This is a genomic window from Alteromonas sp. G5_S2_22_S1, assembly GCF_054968525.1.
This window is the reverse complement of sequence record NZ_JBQKUJ010000006.1, coordinates 111,330-125,923: the sequence shown is the minus strand read 5'-3', so window position 1 is coordinate 125,923 and position 14,594 is coordinate 111,330. Positions and strand designations below refer to the sequence as shown.

Here is a 14,594-nt window from a genome sequence, read left to right as displayed (position 1 = left end):
CATGAAATTAGATAATCGTCTTAATGCTATGACAGTAGATGTAGAAGATTACTTTCAAGTTTCCGCATTTGAAGGTGTAGTTGAAAAAAAAGATTGGGATAGCATTAGTCTTAGAGTGGGAGACAACACACATAGGCTGTTGGATTTATTTGCAGCGAATAACGTTAAATCTACATTTTTCACACTTGGCTGGGTAGCGCAGCGCTGCCCAGACGTAATTAAACGAATAGTAAATGAGGGCCACGAGTTAGCCAGTCATGGCCTAGCACACCAACGGGCCACCACGATGAACGAGCAAGAGCTTTACGATGATATTAAGCAAAGTAAAGATATCCTTGAAGATATAGGCGGTGTGGCGTTAAAAGGATACAGAGCGCCCAGTTTCTCTATTAATGATTCGAACACGTGGGCTTACGACATACTTAAGGACCTCGGTTTTACGTATTCGTCCAGTACTTACCCAATCAATCATGACCTCTATGGTGTGCCTGAATGGCCTCGCTTTAAGTATGAGCGTGAAAATGGGCTTATTGAAATACCTATCCCTACAGTTCGTAAAAAAGGAAGCAATGTGGGAATTGGCGGTGGAGGTTATTTTCGTTTGTATCCTTACTGGCTCTCGAAACGTCGCATTACAGAGTTTATGCAATCTGAAAGTGCGCCATACAGTTTCTATTTTCATCCTTGGGAGATAGATCCAGAGCAACCGAAGTTTTCATCGGCACCATGGAAATCTAAAGCTCGTCATTATATCAACCTTTCGAGAATGGAAGGAAAGATAGAAAAATTACTTGGTGACTTTAACTGGGTAACGATGCAGCAAGCTTACGAAATAGAATAAGCCTATAATTACTAAAATAAAAAAGGCAGGGAAATGCATATGGATAACAGTGATACACAAAGCGATAAGGATAGAGGTTTTACAAATTTTTCATTTGGTAAGAATAAAACGTTCTTCACTTCGGGCTTTTTATTTCTTTGCTTATGGACTGCTTTTTGTTGGCAGGGACTAACCACTGTTGTTCAAATATGGTACGGAAACGAGATATTTAATCACGGCTTCTTTATCGTTCCAGGTGCCATCTACCTAATTTACCTAAAGCGCGATGTGTTTTTTGCTCAGCCCATTAAAACAACGTCATTGGCTTTTTTGGTTATAATACCCGCATTGCTTTTGTATGTGATTGGTATTGCAGGTGACATTCAATTGTTTATGCATACCGCTGCTTTCACGCTATTACCCGCACTCATTTGGTTAATGGTGGGCACTCAAGCTGCAAAAATAATCCTGTTTCCATTGGTGTTTATGCTTTTTAGCATTCCAGTGGGTGAACAGCTTATTCCTTATCTTCAAAAAATAGCTGCCGATGGTTCGGTTGCCCTATTACACTTAACTGGAGTGCCGCTTTTTCGAAGTGGTCTTTACATTGAAATACCTCAAGGTCGATTCCTAGTCGCCGAGGCGTGTTCCGGCGTCAGCTTTTTTATTGCAAGCTTTGTTATAGGTAGCCTATATGCTTACTTAAACTTGGTATCAGTCAAGCGTAGAGCTATCTTCGTTTTTATATCATTAATATTTCCAGTATTGGCGAATATTGTTCGAGTGTATGGCATTATTCTTATCGCATATCGGACAGACATGGAGCATGCGGCTGGCGCAGATCATCTTATCTACGGCTGGTTTTTCTTTGCTTTCGTAATTATGTGTTTGCTGGGTATCGGTGAATTTATGCGGCAATCACCGTGTGAACCTAGCAAAGTCGGGCCGCAAAATGCGACAGTCTCAGTGAGCATGCCTGTTATTATCAGTTCAATCGCTATTTTTGCAGGTTTCTTTGCATGGATCGTAAATATTTCAAATATCAGCAACTCTCATTTTGAGACGCGTCTCTCTACTCTGACTTATGATTGGGACAATAATTGCCAAAGAACGGATTGGCAACCCATTGTAGTAGACCCGGATGCAGAAGAATTTGGCTTTCTTAAACATCAAGGTTGCAATGTTAAAGTGTATAATGCTTGGTTTAGCGAACAACATAATGAATTAGTAAGCGATCTGCATAGGTTATTCGACCCAGAACGCTTTTCGCTTAGTCACACTACAAGTATAACTACAAACGGTTTAAACCTCTCTGTCTATCATGTCGTATCATCAAGTGGCGATAAGCTCAGTATCGTAAGGTTTTATGAAGTCGACAATGAGTTATTTACCAGCGCGGTTAAGGCCAAAATATATCAGGTCAAAAATGTGTTATTTGGAAGTTCTCGAGGCGGAAGACTATGGATTCTTGCAGCAGATGGACATGATGTTTCAGCTATAAATGACAGTCTTTCTGCTATTTCATCTCATCTATAAACTTAGAAAGTAAGATGGCTAATTATTGATGAAGCGAATTGCTTGATTAAAGTAGAATAATATAGAGTTCCAATAATACTCAAAGATACCCGCAGATTTATTAGCTAATATTATTCCATCTGCACCATCTCTGGCGACAATTGATTTGTTAGTAATATTATCTTTTATAATAACACCTTGCGTATTAGGAAAGCGGTATTCAATAGCATTCGGATAGTTTGAGTTTAGATAAATCTCATTGTTTGTAACGATGGTATGTGGACTGCTCTCTAAGCTAATACCTACATCTGCAAAAGCGTGGTTAGGATTATCATGTGTTATTTTATTAAAAGCTATGATCCCGCCCGTTGACTGGTTTTTATTGTTTCCTAAACCAAAACCTATCCCTCTGTCCGAGTTGATAACAATGTTACTGACAACAGTATTATCAAATGAATGCTTCCAAAAATGAATAGCATGCTCAGCAACCTTTTCAGCAGGGCTTGCGATATTCAAAAATATATTGTTGGACACTACCCAACCTCGTGACCTATGCGCATCTATGCCGCCAACATAATAGTTTGGTGCAACACCAGCGGTGTATTCAAAGCGACTATTTTTGATTACACCAAAGTCTGAATATTCACCGTTGTCCTTTCCGGACACTTTGAGTAGTTGCTGATACGAGTCCTCGAGGATGCAGTTGTCTAATGAAAAAAAATCGACGTCTTTCTCTGCGCGTACTTGAATAAGATGATGAGAAACGTTTCTAAGAGTCATACCTGAAACCGTAACATTGCTTGCACTTATATCAAATATGACCTCAACGGGGCTTTTCTTCTTCATACCTGAACCGCTAAGTACAACGTGCGCTGGATTATTTGAAATAGAGCGAATGGTGATGTTATTTCGTGAAATTATGATGTTTGATGAATTTTTATATTCGCCGTCATCCATTAATATCTCTATTACGTTTCCACTTTTATCATTGTTTGCAATATGAACAGCATTTTTAAGCTCTTTTGTATTAGTCACTATCAACTCTAGCGAAAAGCAAGGTGAGTACGGGGTAAACAATGTGATAAAAGCCATTATCCAAAGCTTTCTAAGAACTTGATTCATAAAGCTGATAGATCTCGAACTGTGCAAATATAGTCATTCATAATAGTAGCTTTATACAACCAGTAAAATTGCTTCTTTAAATATCTTTTATATTGTCACTTCAAAGTGTTATCTTATCGATAAAAGTTGAACGACTTTTTCGATATTTATTGCTTAGCCTTTTCAAAATATAAACACCTGAGGTCACTGAATGGGCGTTGATAGTCTCGCAACCTTAATACATTTCTTCGTTATGATGATGATAATCATCTTCTATATGAAATTAGAAAAGAAAACTAATAAAAATAGTGCCGACAAGAAAGTAGCAACAAACAAAACAGAAACAACAATAAGAAGTAGAAAAGAGACTATTTAATGGTTACAGATATTTTCATGAGCTTAATTTTATTGGCTCTGATGTTCTATTCTTTTACTCGGCCGCATGTAGCTGCTTGTATGGCGGTGTGGATAAACCTTGTTAAACCTCAGAATACTTCTTTTGCTTTCTTGGCCGGGCAGCCACTTTCTTTAATTACTACGGCATTATTCTTTTTAGTTTTAATTTTTAATTTTAATAAGCTGCGTGTTCCCAAAAGTAAACCATATCACTTTATTATGATAGGTTTTATGGTTTGGGTAACGATAGCTTCATTTCTCGGGGAATATCAAAACGTCGTCTGGATTAAATACGACTTTGTGATAAAAACACTTATTTTTGCTTACTTTATTCCTTTTACATTAACTAAAAGAGCTCATGTCGAGATGTTTCTTTGGGTATGTGTTGCTTCTTTTGGGTTATTTCTTTTTATGGCTGGGATAAAAACCTTATTAGGGGGGGGAGGTTACGGAGTTTCACTTATCGGAATCGGTGGGTTTATGTATTCAGAAGGTTCTACACTGGCAACGCTAGCAGTGTGCCTTATACCTTTGTTTGTTGCCTTAAAGTCATCCTCAAAAATTGCACAGTCATGGAGTGCTTTTCGCTGGCTGTCTTTAGCTTATTCTACTCTCTCCTTACTGACAGTAGTTGGAACTCAAGCTAGAACGGGTCTTGTAGCGTTAGCCGCGTATATAGGGTTACTTCTGAAAAAGCACAAGATAAATTTTAAGGTATTTCTGGCTATATGTATGATTCCTTTGCTTATTTATACAGTTGCGCCCAAGTCTTGGTTTAATCGCATGTCGTCAATTGAAGATGCTACAACATCTGAAAAGTCCGCGATAGGTCGAATTGTAGTGTGGAGATGGACATTGGACTATGTTTCTCAAAGGCCTTTTTTTGGAGGAGGCTTTTACAGCTACAACGCGAACGCTGGTATTTTACACCACTATCAGCAAGGTGACGAAGTAGAAATAAAGCAGAAAGGAGGCAAAGCATTCCATAATATATTTTTTGAAGTGCTCGGCGAGACGGGCTACGGAGGGCTTTTTCTGTTTCTGTCAATTTTATTGCATACAATTTTGCTCAGCAGAAGGACTATTAAACGGTTGGGTGGAGAAGTTGGGGTCATTGGAGGAGCATTAAGCCACTCGTTAATTATTTATTGTGTTGGTGGTCTCTTCATTGGCGTAGCATTTTATCCATGGATCTATTATCTATATGGAGTCTCTCTAGCTCTAAGTACAGTAGAAGAGTCATAAATGAATTACCTTACTTCAATAAGAGGAATCGCTGCATTCTTTGTCGTTCTTTATCATATAAAGCATTGGTTGGTAGCTTACAATGTTCCTCAGTTTATTAGTATTTTCTTTGAGAAGGGCTATTTGGCAGTAGATTTCTTTTTTCTACTGAGCGGTTTTATTATTTCTTTCAATTATATGAAACACTTTTCGAATAATGACAGTTGGCAGGCTAAAAAAGTTTTTATAATTAAGCGCATAGCTAGAATTTATCCACTTCACGTTTTTGTTCTTTTGAGCTACCTCAGCATTCCTCTTGCCTTATATTTAACAGATAGAGTAGTACCCGAAGGAGCATTTACCGCAGAAAGCTTCTTCATCAAACTTATGCTTTTAGATCTTTGGTTTATAAACTCAGATTTTTGGTCAATGTGGAATACTCCGTCATGGACTATCAGCGGAGAGTTTTGTGCTTACTTGGCTTTTGCATTTTCTGCTGGTTTTATCGCAAAGTTCCGACGCTATGCTGTTATTGCTCTATTAGTTTCGCTAAGCATCACCGCGATTGCCTACACGGTAATTGGAGCTCGTTCATTAGGCGATAATATAGGCGACCTAGGTCTCCTTCGTTGCGTTTTGGGTTTCTTCAACGGAATGTGCCTTTACATCATCTATTACAGATTGAAAGATAAAGAGATTGCTTTTGGTAAGTGGCTTTTTTGTATGTCCTTCTTGTCTTTCTATGGATTAATTCTAACTACTACTGCCAATCATTTTTACGCGCCTGGGTTATTCTTTTGTATGCTTTTAGGGCTTCTTTTGTCGAAAGGGCCAATTCACAGGTTGCTTGAGCTTAAACCTTTTATATGGCTTGGTGACATATCTTACTCCGTCTATTTAAGCCATACCTTTTTACTCAATTGGTTTGTTATGCTATTGATGGAAGACAGTCAAAATGCCTCCATTTTTAATATTTTCGCTTATATCGTAATAGTCCTAGTTTTTTCTACAGTGTGTTACCAACTTGTTGAAGTCCCCGGACGTCGTTTGATTTCACGTAAATTTGCTAGGAAGGGTACTTGAATGGATGACAAACTACAGCCAGTAATTACTTCTATGCGATACAGAATAGGAGTTGATGCTCGATTTGTTTTACGCCCTCTAAGGGGTATGCCTCAATATGTATATATGCTTTGCCAGCGCTTGCCAAAGGTGATGCCCAATGTCGATTTTTACTTTTTTATTAATCGGCAGTTTGAATACAATGATGAGATTTCACACTACGAGCAACGTTTAACTCGTTTATCCGAATTTCCGAACGTAGCTTTAGTTAATATCGACGCTGAGACAGAGATACTTTGGGAGCAGTGGTTGTTACCCAAGAGATTAAAAAAATACAAAATAGACCTTCTTCACATGCCGGGTAATAGGGTTTGTTTGCTGTCTCGCGTTAGACAAATAACCACAACTCACGATTTAATGGAGTGGCACTCTCTTAATATTTTTCGCTACTATAAAGGCAGAACTTTAAAAGAGAATTTTTATTTTTTAAGGCAGAAGGCGTATTTGTGGGCAGTGTATAGGTTAGGGTTGTTTTTTTCTGACCATATTTTGACCATATCAAATTATTCGAAGGGCGATATCACGAGTACTTTTCCTACATTAAAGGGCAAAGTTTCTTATGTTTACCATGGTATTCCTAAAGGCTTCGAGCCACCTGCGAGTCCAGTCTTGAAGAAAGGCGTTCTCATGCTTGGCGGCGACAGTCATCAGAAGAACCCTGAGAACATGTTAAAAGCATGGGCGCAGTTACCTAATGAGTTGAAGAAAGCACATCCCCTCACTATTTTAGGTTTTGTTGGGGGGAAAGACTCCATTATTTCCAAAACCATTCGGGCATTGGGAATTGAAAATGACATTGTTATAAAAGGCTGGGTTACCGAAGACGAGCTTATTCAATCAATGCAAACCTCAAAGGTGTTTATTTTTGCATCGCGCGAAGAGGGCTTTGGGTTTCCTCTTGTGCAATCAATGGCTTCTGGAACACCAGTAGTAACGTCTGAAGCTGACGTGCTTATAGAAATTGGGCAAGACGCAGTTTGTAGCGCAAAAGCTGAAGACTTTCTAGCGTTGAGTAGTGCAGTTCGCAGCCTCCTCACAGACGAGCAACTCTACAATGAAAAAGTACAAAAAGGCCTAACGATTTCATCCAAGTTTACTTGGGAGCATACCGCCGAACATATTGCGTCTACATATTTGACATTATTGAAATGAAAATAAAAAAAGGAATGTATTTCTTGATTTCCAAGTTGGTGGAACCTTTGCGATGGCGTTTTGAACTGTATTTTGCTGAAAAATTTGATCTTTATGGCTCACTTTCATTCTACTTAAAGCAAAAGTTCACGAGGAAAAAATACTTAAAAACCGCTCCTGTCGTTTACATTTATGCAAACAAAAGAAACGTTGGGGACTATATTTCCCATCTTGGTTTAAAAGAAATAGTGGGTAAAGACGGCCCCGACCTCTTTTGTTCTCCTGTATGGTTAAAGGAGTTTAAAGCGCACATTGATTGCTTAAAACAGCATAACCCAAATGTGCTGCTGGTAATTGGCGGAGGAGGCCTTTTACAGCCAGTCTTTGAACCTTTTTGGCACGTTGTACTACAAAGTGGCTTGGGTTTCACCGCGCATGGTATTGGCATTAATAAGATGTCTGGAAGAGGGGAAATGAAAGGTGATTTATTTCCTAAAATTGCGAAAGGTGCCGACCATTTAGGCGTGAGAGATGAATATACCTTCAACTTTTTAGAGCAATTTGCACCAAATAAACTAGTTCTTACCGCTTGCCCCTCAATAAACTATCTGGTTCCACGTTACTGGCAATCACAAGCACGTTCTTCAAACGTTCTTTTGCATCTAATCCATCCGTCAGATGTAAGGTTGGCAGGCGCTGACCTAGATACAATATCAAAAAATCTGATGGCTGTAGCTGAAGCTTTGGGGTTGGAATATCAAGAGCATACTAATATGGATTCTTCTCATGTTCGAATGTTGAAAAAGGTAAGTAATGCTCGCGTTATTGTGAGTAGTCGTCTGCACGGCTGTATAATGGGTTTCGGTATGGGAATTCCTTTCTTGCCGTTACTGTGCGATGACAAAATGAAGGCATTCTTGACATCACATACGGAAGTTGACGGGGTCAATGTTAAGCAAGCAGAAGACGCCTCTGTTTTGAAGTATAGAATTGAGTCGCTTCTAGCTGAATGTAGCAGCGACCGAAAGAAGGTTGACGTGAAGCTATTTGAAAATGCAGAAGCGGGCAGTTACATAAGTAGCCTAGCGTCAAAAATCGCTAAAGATTAACCAAAAATGCAATAAGGCAGCAAGTCATAGTGTTAATGCAAAAATACTTTGTGGAATTGCGTTCTTTGTTTGAATTCAGAAAATAAGGGTTTAAAAGTTTGAACTTAGCAAGAAAAGTGGCCAGCAGTACGTCGTTGATCCTTATTGTTCGATTATTCCAACGTGGCATAGGTATTATAAGCCTGCTGATTCTTGCGCGTTTATTAACGCCCGAAGATTTTGGCGTAGTCGCTATAGCTACAATGCTTGTTTTTCTTTTTGATACATTGTCCGAGGGAGGCACTCAGCAATATATTATTCAGAAGAAGACACTGGATGATAACGATATTGTAACGGCATGGACGATTTCAATATTGTCTAAATTAGCGCTGTTTGTTGCGCTGCTTGCGCTTACGCCTGTTCTAGCCAACTTTTTAAACGCACCAGAAGCTGAATCTGCGATACGTGTTATGGCACTTGTGTTACCAATTTCAGCTTTTGCAAGCCCCCAGCTCTTTATGCATAGAAGAGATTTGGAATACGGCATTATTTCTAAAATACTCTTAATTGAAAGAGTTGTTAGTTTCTTAGTCACAGTGGTGCTAGCTTTCATTTTAGAGAATTATTGGGCCATGATCGTTGGTGTGCTGGCGGCATACACCAGTAAAACACTGCTCTCTCATTGGTATGCGCCTTACCCTTTAAAGTTTTCATTGAGCCGCATAAAGGAGCAAATGAGTTTTTCATTGTGGATGCTTATGCGTTCTATTTTGGGCTACGTGCGCGCCGAGTTCGACGTGATTTTCATTAGTAAAATGTACGGTGCAGATCAGCTTGGTGGCTTTAGCTTAATGAGAAACCTTTCATTCTTACCAAGTAGAGAAATAATCGCTCCTGTATCTAATGTATTCCTAGCAAGCTTTTCTGAAATAAAAAGAAGGGGCGATCCAATTGGAGAGCACATTGTGGTAGTGCTTACCATATTGCTGTGTGCGATTTTTCCGATTATTGGTTATTTACACGTTTTTAATCAGGAGCTTGTTTCGCTGTTTTTAGGACAGCAGTGGCTGCCCTTTGCGCACTTATTGCCACTATTAGCTATGTTCACGATTACATTTGCTGTATCCACTTTTGTTCAGCAAGGGCTTATTGCAAATGGCGATGTAAAGCTTTTATCGGTTTATGAAATAGTAACACTGAGCTTGTTATTGGGCTTAATTGCGTTTTTCTTCTCAGGCAGTATGGAAGAATTTATTATCACAAGGTTAGTATTCTCTTTCATTGTTCTAAGCATCTTGTTGATATTTTGTTTTATGCGGTTTGGGCTGCCCGTGGTTAGCTTACTGTTTATGTGTGCGCTATTGGCCACGGCGTGTTTTGGCGCTGTCTTATCAGCACAAATGTTGACGGGGCAGGGAATACTTTATCTTGTATTAGGGAGTGCTCTGTACTTTGGAGTTTATCTTGTAGCGTGTTTATTTTTTCTGTTTTTATTTAAAAGGCACAGAATACTTGAAGAAGTTAGTTCGTTAGGCTTGCGCTTTATTCGCTCTAGGCGGGCAAGTTGATTTAATGAAGAGTCATTTAGTTGTTAAGTCGAATGAGTTGCAGCGTTCCTATTGCTGAGCATACTTAAAGTATGGTCAGCAATAGATAGCTTAATAAATATTGCGCTTATTCTTTCCACACTACGTTTGCGTATTTTCCTTTAAGTGAATACTCGTAAATAGCGCGTATTTTAAAGTAGTTATTACCGTATAGATTTACTTTTTTACCTAACTTAGCCGCCGCAATGGCTACGTGCAGCCTGTTGGTGTTCACCGTTTCAAAGGCGTTAATGTGAGATAAAAAACGAAATGTAGACAGCTTGGCAAGCTTAGGTTCGCATGAACTCAACTCATACAGTGCCGATACGTCAACGTTGTCTGAGGGAATGGGAATGTCAGTTTTTTCAACGTCTATTCTAAATGCATTGAGTTCACCGCTTTGAGGTTTGCTCGGGTAGGGATGACCAAACAGTGATTTTAAAGTGTAGGCAAGGTAGTGCTTCAGCGATATACCAAAATCTTCATTTTTAAAGAGTGCGCGGCGCTTCAATTCTGAACCAACACTACCCAACGCCGATTGGCTGGCAGGTTTTGATAGCATCTTTTCCACATCTGCGCTTAACACCATGTCATCGTGAAGGTATACGTTGGCTCTTGTTACCATTTTGCTAGCAAATTCATAAGAAACTCGTTCTCGACAAAAGAGATGAACGGTTTCAGGAAGCGATTGCAATAACTCTTCTGCACCAAAAAGCGTGTGAGGTAACAATATAAAGGCTTTCACGCGAGAAGCGTATTTTTTGATGTAATAACCAACACGGCTATTTTCACCACCAAAATTGCCGCCTCCACCATAAACAAGAATATCATTGTCTGAAATATCTTTTTCTGACTGGCAGCATTTGTACTCTATATTGTTTCTTTCAAAAAATTGATACGTTGCACATGCGATAAGTGAGTCACCTGCATTGCCAGGATTGGGAAGGTAGTTTATCTTTCCACCAAGCTGTTGGATTAACACTACCAACTCATAATCTTTCTCTTTATTCATTTTAGTTTCTTTTCAATCCAGCTATAACAATCGTCAAATGCATCCTGCTCTTCATAAAGATAATGCATGCCATGTAAATCATTCACTTTTACTGCGAGGTTTGAGTGCCATTTTACGTCGCTATTTTGTTCTATCTCGTAGTCTCTTATCACTTCTTGCATCATTTGAGTGGCTACGTCGCAATTCCTGTTGTTTAAAATATACTCTCTTGGAGAGAAGGTTCCCTCATTGTTTAATAAACTCAATACCTTAATTTCAAGATCTTGCTCGTTTGCAAAGTAACCTGTTTGTGCATTTATAAAATCGTATTTTTCACCGTAATTATGGTTTTCTCTCATTATTACCGGTGTATCACACAGCATTCCTTCAATAATCGCCCTGTTGTTACCCTCAAACTTTGACCACAAGACGTTTATTTTTGCCCGCTTATATAATTCAGCGACTTCTTGAGGTGTTATCCATTCGTAAATCTTTACATTGTCAGCAAGCCCCATTTCATCTGCATACGAAAGGATATCAGATTGTGATATGTCACCAGGGTATCCGACTAATACAATCTTGAAGTCGGGCTTTCTTGACACTACGCCCTTCAAAGCTTGGAAAAGTGCTCTGTGACGCTTGTACTTCGCCCATGCAGCCACAACAATTAAATCTATGTCTCTTTCCTCATCTTTAAGGGGGGGCGCGAAATTCTTATAATTTATAAACCAGCTTGGGCCGACCTTAATTGGAATAAGATTTGAATTGAGTGCTTTAACGAAGTTGTAGTCTCTTTCTTCATAGGTTTGAATGAAAATTGGAAACTTTAGCTGCGTGTAAATAAGAATATTCGACTCGCAAAACCCTGCCCAACTAGGCTCTAGAATGAGATGATAATTTTCTAAAATTTCTTCTGCTTTGAAAAAGCGTAGGAACAAAGGGAAGTAGTAACTATAGTTAATAATAATTACGCCTTTCTCAGACCCATTTGGCTTTTTCAGTACGGTGATAATTCCATTTAGCATCTTTTCAGGTGCGGTAAAGAATTCCGCCGTATTTGATAGAGGCTCAACGGCATTAATAAATGCGTCCTGTATTTCGTTTTCATATTGCTGACCGTTAACGAAATACCGTTTAGCGTACTCTACACCTAGTGAGTAACTGCCAGACCACCCCGTTCTGAAAACTGCTGAAACCAGAGCGAACGCCTTACTTCTAGAACCAAGTTTCCATAGTGCAAATGCACATAACCTTACACACGCAACAAGTAGCCCTTTTTTGCTGTTGTGATCGAACTTAATAAATTCTATCAATCGATCCTTACTATGTCCCAACTTCATATTTATCACTTCTTTTGGGTGATTAAGTTAACGAAAGTTCGCAATATGCGCTTAACGCTCATAGCATTCCCTTTGCATAGAAAAAGATTTAACGAACATTGCAAAGAGAAAAGGTGATCGTTTTTCTCTTCAGCGATATAAGAAAAAATAAGATAAGCACGGCATTTAGCTTCTTTTTTTAACGTGCTGTTTCTCAATTCTTCGTCGTTGAAGGTTTCATCAAGGATTTCGAGATGTACAGGTAATAATGAGCGTGCATTGCGAGACGTAGATTGTGGTTGTACCCTATAATCTAAAAGCACTTCGTTACATAGAACGATTGGATGCTCTTTAGCAATTTGAAGCCATAGTTTCCAGTCTTCCAGCGCCACTAAAGACTCATCAAACCCACAAAAGTTTTTAAAAATATCCGACTTAATTAAAAGTGATGAAGTGGTTATAAAATTTTCGACTGCTAAGTGTGCGAATACATTTTCGTCATAAAGGCGGCTGTAGGTAGAGCGGTAAACTATTTTGTCATCGTAACCCAGACCAATATATCGCGAATCACTGTGCGACCATGCCGCGCCTCCAATTGTATCTAATTGGCGTTCAAGCTTGTTTGCATACCATACGTCGTCCGAGTCACAAAATGCGATAAAATCCCCCGTAGACTTCGAAATAGCATTGTTGCGGGCCGCAGAAACACCTTGATTTTCTTGATTCATAGCAATTATGCGGTCGTCACGTTCTGACCATGCATTTATGATAGACCATGTTTCATCTGTAGAGCCATCGTCAATCACGATAAGCTCAATGTTTCGGTGAGTTTGATTCAGCACACTGCTTATTGACTCTTCTACGTAGTGAGAAGAATTATAAGCAGGCATAATGACGCTCACTTTTTGATTATTCTGTTTCATTTTTTAGTGTTGATACTTTACGTTTATAAGTAAGAAACAAAGGTGGTCTAGCATATTTTCCAAGCGTGTCGCCTTTTGTTAAGGAAATAAACAACCTTCCTTGCTCAGCATCATAATCGGCTCCACCTATAGCCAATCCTTCGTACCTTTCTGGTAAAGGAAACTTGCCGTGTTCGTAAGGTTGAAGATTGTAGGGCATTGTTAAATTAAGCTTGGCTTTTAGTAAATCTACCACGTCCCATGCCCAATAAAAGCTATAGTAATCAGATGCATCGTATGGGCATGGACCTCCGCATTTATGTCCATTATTTTGCTCGATTTTATAGCCAATACCACTTTCGTGACCAGCTGATTTACCCAGTGTCAAATAAGTGCGTGTACCAGGGATAATGAAACCAAAAGAGGCCCCCGAAGACAGTGTCCACATTTTGTTTAACCCATCTTCATTAATACTTAAGGGTTTAAATTCCGGTTGATATTCATATACGCTGTGGTCGTAAAGTGGGTTTTTCATTGAAAAGTCGAGCAGGGCCTGTGTTTGAACAAACCCTGACGGACCGTAAATAACATCTTTTCTGGGGTTAAAGGCAAATGCCGTCGGGCCAATAGACAACCTAGAGGATATCGCTGCGTTAGATTGTGAGCCCGTGATGTGCGAAGCGTCAAAAAGGTCGGTTAAATTAGACGGAATTTCGCTTAACCAGCCAGCTGCATGAGCTGCGCCTTGTAATTGGTAAGGGCCGTACATTTTGCTCTCAGCAAGGTTATTTGCATCCCATATCATAATACTCGTATCAGTTTCCGTGGCCGTTGCATCATACCAGTTGATGTAGTTGACCATTAACGCATTATCAATTTGCTTAATGCCAGTAATGCGAAAGTAACCCCCAATACCGGTTGAAACTCTTGGGTTATTTATTAGCGGAATAAAGTTCTGCAGAACAGTTTCGCCTTTCACAAAATCCCTCGAGTCTTCTGACTTTGTTATTGGAGGGATAAGGAATTCACCAATGCCTCCTAATCTTGGGTTGCTAGCCACAAACATCGATTTTTTAGATGTACTAAGACTGAAAATACCCAATGAAAAATCGACAGTTGAATTCTCCGCTTTGCCAGCGCGTTTGGTCGACAGCCGGAAACCGCCTTCGTATTCCCATGCCGAAATGTCAAGTTTAGGAGAATGAATTAATTCGTACGCTTGGTTTACTTGCGAGCATGTTAACAATGCTTTTTTCTGGTTTAGCCCCAGATATTGCGATACTTCTTGTCGTTTATCGTCACATTGCTCACTGGCAGAAGCTTTAGTCACACAGGTTGAACCAAAAACACTAACCACAATTAGCAGGAGGAGTTGAGTAGAATGTTTTGTCAAACACAT

General features: G+C 39.4%; 12 protein-coding genes. 7 read left to right on the top strand and 5 right to left on the bottom strand.

Annotation, left to right across the window (positions count from 1 at the left end; genetic code table 11):
• Position 1 precedes the first annotated feature (1 nt).
• On the top strand, positions 2 to 841 hold the full coding sequence (locus ACTRWF_RS08800) for an XrtA system polysaccharide deacetylase (RefSeq protein ID WP_462835417.1): 840 nt from the start codon (positions 2 to 4) through the stop codon (positions 839 to 841).
• Positions 842 to 880: 39 nt separating this feature from the next.
• Complete coding sequence (xrtA, locus tag ACTRWF_RS08795; protein WP_462835416.1) at positions 881 to 2,356, top strand: exosortase A; 1,476 nt, start codon at positions 881 to 883, stop codon at positions 2,354 to 2,356.
• A gap of 18 nt (positions 2,357 to 2,374) precedes the next feature.
• On the opposite strand, the gene ACTRWF_RS08790 is transcribed toward xrtA, so the two are convergent.
• Positions 2,375 to 3,370, bottom strand: coding sequence for a right-handed parallel beta-helix repeat-containing protein (locus tag ACTRWF_RS08790; protein ID WP_462835415.1), 996 nt, complete (start codon positions 3,368 to 3,370; stop codon positions 2,375 to 2,377).
• A 441-nt stretch (positions 3,371 to 3,811) separates the two neighbouring features.
• On the opposite strand from ACTRWF_RS08790, the gene ACTRWF_RS08785 reads away from it, so the two are divergent.
• From ACTRWF_RS08785 to ACTRWF_RS08765, 5 genes are all read left to right on the top strand, one after another.
• Positions 3,812 to 5,077 (top strand): putative O-glycosylation ligase, exosortase A system-associated, encoded by a 1,266-nt coding sequence (locus ACTRWF_RS08785; protein WP_462835414.1) that lies wholly within the window; start codon positions 3,812 to 3,814, stop codon positions 5,075 to 5,077.
• Complete coding sequence (locus tag ACTRWF_RS08780) at positions 5,078 to 6,139, top strand: acyltransferase family protein (protein WP_462835413.1); 1,062 nt, start codon at positions 5,078 to 5,080, stop codon at positions 6,137 to 6,139.
• Positions 6,140 to 7,330, top strand: a complete 1,191-nt coding sequence (locus ACTRWF_RS08775; RefSeq protein ID WP_462835412.1) for a glycosyltransferase — start codon at positions 6,140 to 6,142, stop codon at positions 7,328 to 7,330.
• Positions 7,327 to 8,418 (top strand): polysaccharide pyruvyl transferase family protein, encoded by a 1,092-nt coding sequence (locus ACTRWF_RS08770; RefSeq protein ID WP_462835411.1) that lies wholly within the window; start codon positions 7,327 to 7,329, stop codon positions 8,416 to 8,418. Before ACTRWF_RS08775 ends, ACTRWF_RS08770 begins: the two co-directional genes overlap by 4 nt.
• A gap of 98 nt (positions 8,419 to 8,516) precedes the next feature.
• Positions 8,517 to 9,965, top strand: coding sequence for an oligosaccharide flippase family protein (locus tag ACTRWF_RS08765; RefSeq protein WP_462835410.1), 1,449 nt, complete (start codon positions 8,517 to 8,519; stop codon positions 9,963 to 9,965).
• Positions 9,966 to 10,071: 106 nt separating this feature from the next.
• Here the strand turns inward: ACTRWF_RS08765 and ACTRWF_RS08760 are convergent, their stop codons facing one another.
• The 4 genes from ACTRWF_RS08760 to ACTRWF_RS08745 are packed head-to-tail and all read right to left on the bottom strand — an operon-like array spanning position 10,072 to position 14,594.
• On the bottom strand, positions 10,072 to 10,995 hold the full coding sequence (locus ACTRWF_RS08760; RefSeq protein WP_462835409.1) for a polysaccharide pyruvyl transferase family protein: 924 nt from the start codon (positions 10,993 to 10,995) through the stop codon (positions 10,072 to 10,074).
• A complete protein-coding gene (locus ACTRWF_RS08755) occupies positions 10,992 to 12,287 on the bottom strand; it encodes a glycosyltransferase (protein ID WP_462835408.1) in 1,296 nt (431 codons plus the stop codon). The genes ACTRWF_RS08760 and ACTRWF_RS08755 overlap by 4 nt, the downstream gene beginning before the upstream one ends.
• A 32-nt stretch (positions 12,288 to 12,319) precedes the next feature.
• Positions 12,320 to 13,216 (bottom strand): glycosyltransferase, encoded by an 897-nt coding sequence (locus ACTRWF_RS08750; RefSeq protein ID WP_462835407.1) that lies wholly within the window; start codon positions 13,214 to 13,216, stop codon positions 12,320 to 12,322.
• Positions 13,203 to 14,594 (bottom strand): hypothetical protein, encoded by a 1,392-nt coding sequence (locus tag ACTRWF_RS08745; protein WP_462835406.1) that lies wholly within the window; start codon positions 14,592 to 14,594, stop codon positions 13,203 to 13,205. Before ACTRWF_RS08745 ends, ACTRWF_RS08750 begins: the two co-directional genes overlap by 14 nt.